The sequence below is a fragment of the Rhodococcus sp. KBW08 genome (genome assembly GCF_003852455.1).
In the GTDB taxonomy this organism is placed as follows: Bacteria; Actinomycetota; Actinomycetes; order Mycobacteriales; family Mycobacteriaceae; genus Rhodococcus_F; species Rhodococcus_F baikonurensis.
Genome location: NZ_QAJJ01000034.1, coordinates 1 through 6,096 on the forward strand (window position 1 = coordinate 1; position 6,096 = coordinate 6,096).

1 protein-coding gene is annotated in these 6,096 nt (G+C 62.3%); it reads right to left on the reverse strand.

What is annotated here, in order from left to right; genetic code table 11:
* On the reverse strand, nt 1-6,096 hold a 6,096-nt coding region (locus DBV08_RS30585), incomplete at both ends, for a non-ribosomal peptide synthetase (protein WP_124569870.1).

Genomic DNA, 6,096 nt, shown 5'->3' on the forward strand with positions numbered 1-6,096 from the left:
AACGCTCAACAGAATCCAAAATGTCAACGTCACCAACACGAACGGAAGGATCGGTAGCGACGGCGGAGAGCAGTCGAAGAACTCTGTCCAGCAACCCAGTTGCGTAGTCGGCATCGAAGAAGTCCGGCAGGTACCGAAGTGTCAAGTGCAACTGCTCGTCGAGTGCGATCAGCAGGGTCAACGGGTAGTTCGTGGAATCGTCCGAGGAGATGTCGTCGATCATCATTCCGTCGAGAACATCCGCCTGTGCGGCGAGGCCCTCACGGTCTACCGGGTACGACTCGAAGACCACCAACGTGTCGAACAATGTTCCGACGTCCGCAGCTTTCTGCACATCGGTCAAACCGAGATAGTGATGATCGAGCATTCTCGCCTGCTCGATCTGGACCCTGGCAACCAATTCTTCGACGGACTCCGCGGCGTCGAGGCGCACCCGCACCGGGAGGGTGTTGATGAACAACCCGACCATCGATTCGACGCCTGTGAGTGCCGGGGGCCGGCCGGACACTGTTGCACCGAAGACAACATCGTCGGTTCCGGTCAACGCACCGAGCAGGACCGCCCACGCGCTCTGCACGATCGTGTTGGCGGTGACGCCGAGTCGTGCAGCCAGAGCTGTGAGCGTCGCGGTTGTCTCCGACGACATCGACACGTTCAGCTTCTGTGACAGCGCGGTGAATTCCTGTCCGCCTGTGACCTGAGCGAGCAGCGTCGGCTGCTCGACGCCGGAAAGCGCATCCGCCCAGGCGGTCAGTGATCGATCGCGATCCTGATCGACAAGCCACGCCAGGTAATTGCGATAGCTGCGCACACGCGGAAGAACCGAGTCGTCACCACGCGTCGCGTACAGCGCCAACAGGTTCTGCAAGAGCAGCGGCACCGACCAACCGTCGAGAATGATGTGGTGATTCGCCACGACCAAGCGGTAGTCCCCCTCCGCCATCGTGACGAAGGTGAACCGAATCAACGGCGGTGACGCCATGTCGAAGTGTGTCGCCTGGTCAGCCGTCAAAACTGCGTCCAGTGCTGCCTCACGGTCGACCGCCGCGACATCGCTGAGATCGATGTTCCGCCACGGGACAGCAACGTCCTCGAGGACTATCTGGACCGGCGTTCCGTCGTCGTCGGCCGTGAATGCTGTTCGCAGGTTCGCGTAACGGTCGATGATTCCCTGTGCTGCAGTCCGCAATCGGTCGGCATCGACCTTCCCGGACAAAGTGAGAATCATCTGCACCGAGTAGAGGTCGACGCTGGATTCCGCCAACATCGCATGGAAGAGCAAGCCCGACTGCAGCGGTGCCAGCGGCCAGATGTCGGTCACCGTACCGAATCGATTCTCGAACCCGTCGATATCTCGTTGGCTCACCGAGACAAGCGGCACGTCGGACGGAGTGAGTCCTCCGGCACCGACGGATCGAGAATGCTCCGCCAGGGCGGTCAGTGCTTCGACCCAAATCTGTGCAAACGCCTCGACGCTCTCGCCGTCGATGGCACCGACGGGGTAGGCGAAGGAGGCCTCCAGAACAGCTCCGTCCGCGCCGTCGTTGACGATCGCATTGATGTCGACGACCTTGTTTGCGGGCATGTCGACGTCTTCGGGTGCTGACACGTTGGCGAAATCGCCGGCCGGCAGCCAGCCGAGCCCCTCGACACCTGCCGGAAGATCCTCGGCGACAACCCTTCCCAAGTAGTTGAAGCTGACCTGTCCCCCTGCGAAGCGCGAAAGCACTGCGCGCGTGTCTTCGTTCAGGTAGCGCAGCAGTCCGTACCCGACGCCCTTGTCCGGGATCGCCAGCAACTGCTCCTTCACTGCCTTGATCGCGCGTCCCGCCGAATCACCTCCGGCAAAAGCGTCACCCAGGTCTACCTCGGAAAGATCGAGACTGATCGGGAAGGCTGCAGTGAACCAGCCAACAGTCCTCGACAGATCCGCACCGGGAATCACGGCTTCTTCACGGCCGTGGCCTTCGAGCTGTAGCAGGGCAGAGGTCGAGTCGATTCCCGCTCGGCGACGCCACTCGATCAGCGCGAGTGCCAGTCCAGCGAGCAGGCCGTCGTTGGCGCCGCCGTTGAAAACCTCCGGCAGCGTGGTCAACAGAGTCTCGGTCACCTGAGTGGGGACCGCCACGCTTATCCGCTGAACCGTTGCCGCAACGTCGACGGCAGAGTCGTACGCCCGCTTGCCCAGCACCGGATCCGGTGTCTGCAACACCTTCCGCCAGGTATCCAGCTCGGCTACCCGCGAATCCCGATGGGCCTCTTCGGACAATGCATGAGCCCAGCGGCGCATCGACGTACCCGTCGGCCCGAGAGCCACATCGCCCGTCGCTCCGGCTACATCCCCCGTCGCTCCGCTCGCCCCGGCCATCTGGGCCGCAGCCGACACCAGATCCGGAACGATGATTCGCCAGGAAACCCCGTCGACAATCAAGTGGTGCGCAGCAATGATCAAGCGCCCCGTGCGAGAGGGACCGAAGTCGACCCACACGAACTGAACCATCACGCCGTCAGCCGGATTCAATCGGCCGAGAGCCTCGTCGAGGCCCTTGGAAGCCGTGAGGACAATTGTCGACTCGTCCGCAGCCGCGTCGACATCGACGCGGCTGAGCAGATCCTCGACGTCCACGGTTCCGGGCTCGGAGACCGACATCCCCCATCCGCGACCGTCGGAGATCAGCCGCGAGCGGAACATGTCGTGGTGGTCGACGACTGCGGCGAGTGTTCGCACGATGTCGGTTCGCTGCACTCCGAGTGGAAGCTCGAGAGTCATCGTCTGCGTGAATCGGTTGTAGCTGCCACCGCGCTCGACCATGAATCGTTCGATCGGCGTCAACGGCATCCAGCCGACGCCACCGCCCGGCAACTCCTCGAGCACCACGGCGGCCTCGACGTCGGCGGCGTACTTCGCCACTTCGGCCAGTGCTGCGACAGTCTTGCTCTCGAAGACGTCACTGGGTGCGAATACGATTCCACGTGCCTTCGCACGCGAGACGAGTTGGATCGACATGATCGAGTCGCCGCCCTGGGCGAAGAACGAGTCATCGGTGCCGATTCGATCGAGGCCGAGAACGTCCGCGAAGATCTCGCTCAGGACTTGTTCCATCTCGGTAACCGGGGCCCGGAATTCCTTGGTCTCGAAGACCGGCGCTGGGAGAGCTTTTCGGTCCAGCTTGCCGGCCGGGCTGAGTGGCATGTCCGCGGAGACCATGACCGAAGCCGGAACCATATGAGCCGGAAGGGTTCTGGAGACGAATTCGATCAATTCCGCCGAAGTCACCGAAGCGTTCTTTCCGGTGAATACGTACGACACCAGTGCCGGAGCACCCGACGGCAGGGTCGTACCCATCGTCGCCGCGAACTCGACCTCGGGGTGTGCGGTCAACGACGCATCGATCTCACCGAGTTCGATCCGGAAACCGCGAATCTTGACCTGGAAATCGTTGCGGCCCACGTATTCCACTGCGTAAGTAGAGGGTGCGGTTCCAGCGACCCAGCGCACCACGTCACCGGTTCTGTACATTCGCTCGCCCGGATTACCGTGCGGGTTTGCCACGAATCGATCGGCACTCAAGCCCGGGCGACGATGATAACCGCGGGTCACCTGTGGACCGGACAGGTACAGCTCGCCCGAGACTCCGAGTGGAACTGGATTGAGTCGTGTGTCCAGGACGAAGGCGGCCATGTCACCGATCGTGGCGCCGATGTCCATTCGGTCACCAGGCAGAAGCGGAACGCTGACGTTCGTCACGATTGTCGTCTCGGTCGGGCCGTAGACATTCAGGAACGTCCTGGGAGCCGAAGCCGATGCGGCCGAGTCGTCCCCCGTCGTCCACTTGCTGATCAGTTCCGGCGAATACGCTTCGCCGCCCACACCTACGACCGACAGGTCGTCCAGGCCGCTCGGGTCCATCGACGCCAGAGCCGCTGGTGTGATGAACGCATGCGTGACTCGTTCGCTACGGAACACCTCAGCCAGTTCGTCGCCGCCGTACACGCCAGGCGGGACGATGACCATCGTCGCGCCGGTGGCCACCGCGAGGAACAACTCGAGCATCGACGCGTCGAAACTCGGTGACGCGAAGTGCAGTGTCCGCGAGGTGGGCTTCACGAGGTAATGCGCGGCCTGAGTGACACTGAAGCTCGCCAGACCGGCGTTGGTCGCGACAACGCCCTTCGGCAGTCCGGTCGTGCCGGAAGTGTAGATCACCCAGGCAGGATGAGCAGTCGTCAGTGGACGGACACGTTCCTCGACATCGATTGGCGCTCCGGACACTCCGGCGGTCATCTGCTCGCCGAGCGCTCCGTCCACGACCAACCACTCGACGTCGTCGGTGAGATTCGCACGTTCGACGTCGAGGGTCAGGCCTACCTTTGCACCCGAGTCGCTGAGCATGTGCGCGATACGATCTGCCGGATAGTGCGGATCGATCGGAACGACCGCTGCCCCGGTCTTCGACACTGCCCACACCGCGAGTACCGATTCGACGGATCGCGGAATCGACACCGCCACAAGATCTTCAGCCCCGAGACCACGATTGATCAAGACGCGGGCCAGCTTCGACGACCACTGGTCGACCTCGCGATACGTCATGGACCGACCGGCAGCGGCCTGCGCCGTGCCGGGGTAGCGCAATGCGACGTTGTCCGGGTAGCGCGCAGCAGCGTCGGCAAGAATCTCTGCCAACGGCGCCTGCGCTACTCCTGAAGATGCCCTCTGGCTCGTCAGAACCTCACGCTCGGACGCGTCGAGGATTTCGATGTCACCCACTGAAGTCGTGGGGTCCGTCGCAATTCCGTTCAGGATGCGCATCAATCGTGCAGCGAATCCGCGGACGGTCGATTCGTCGAACAGATCCGTCGCGTACGTGAACGTCGCCGACAGCCCTTCTGATACCTCACTGATCGTGAGCTGCAGATCGAACTTGGCCACGGTCTCGTCGATTGCGAACTCGGCGGCCGTCAGACCGGGCAGAGCCAATGAGTTCTGCCCCAGGTTCTGGAATGCCAACGCCACCTGGAACAGCGGGTGATGTGCCCTCGACCGAACGGGGTCCAGCACTTCCACGAGCCGTTCGAACGGAAGGTCCGAGTGCGCGAACGCCTGAAGGTCGGTTTCCCGAGCCGAGGCCAGAAGTGTTGTGAATGCCGCCGAAGGATCAACCTCGGTACGCAGCACCAAGGTGTTGACGAACATTCCGATCAAATCGTCGAGTTCGGATTCACCTCGCCCGGCCATCGGTGCACCGATGTTGATGTCCGTTGTTCCCGACAGACGTGCGAGAAACGACGCCAGAGCCGCATGGACCACCATGAACATCGACGCATTGTGTTCCCGGCCCACGCTGATCAGCCGCTCGTGCAATTCCTGACCGATCGAGAATTCGAATGTCGCTCCCTGACCGGAGAATACCGCCGGCCGAGCCCGATCCCCCGGAAGATTCAACTGTTCGGGCACGCCGTCCAGTGCTTGCGCCCAGTAAGAGATCTGCTTTGCGATGACGGACTGCGGATCGTCCTCGGACCCGAGAACCTCACGCTGCCACAACGAGTAGTCGGCGTACTGCACCGGCAACGGCGTCCAGGTCGGAGCCTGGCCGTTGGTTCGCGCGTAGTAGGCGGTCATCACGTCACGGGTCAACGGGCCCATCGAGAAACCGTCGGTCGAGATGTGGTGCATCACGAATACCAGAACATGCTCGTCGGCCTTGATCTGGAACAGCTTGGCGCGCAACGGCACCTCGGTCGTCACGTCGAAGCCTGCCGCTACGAAGTTCGTTACCTCGGAAACAATCGCCGAATCCGAGACCCAGGTTGCAGTGAGGTTCACGTCGACATCAGCCGGTGCAACGATCTTCTGGTAGCCGACGCCGTCGACCTCGGGGTAGACCGTGCGCAGAACCTCGTGGCGGCCGATAACGTCCGACACAGCCTGTTCCAGCCCCGACACGTCCAATTTTCCGGTGAGCGTGATCGCAACCGGAACATTGTTCCCTGCCGAGTTCGTATCCAACTGGTTGAGGAACCACATGCGCTGCTGCGCCAACGACAACGGAACCTGCGCCGGACGCACCTGCACCGTCAACGCCGCACGCGAAC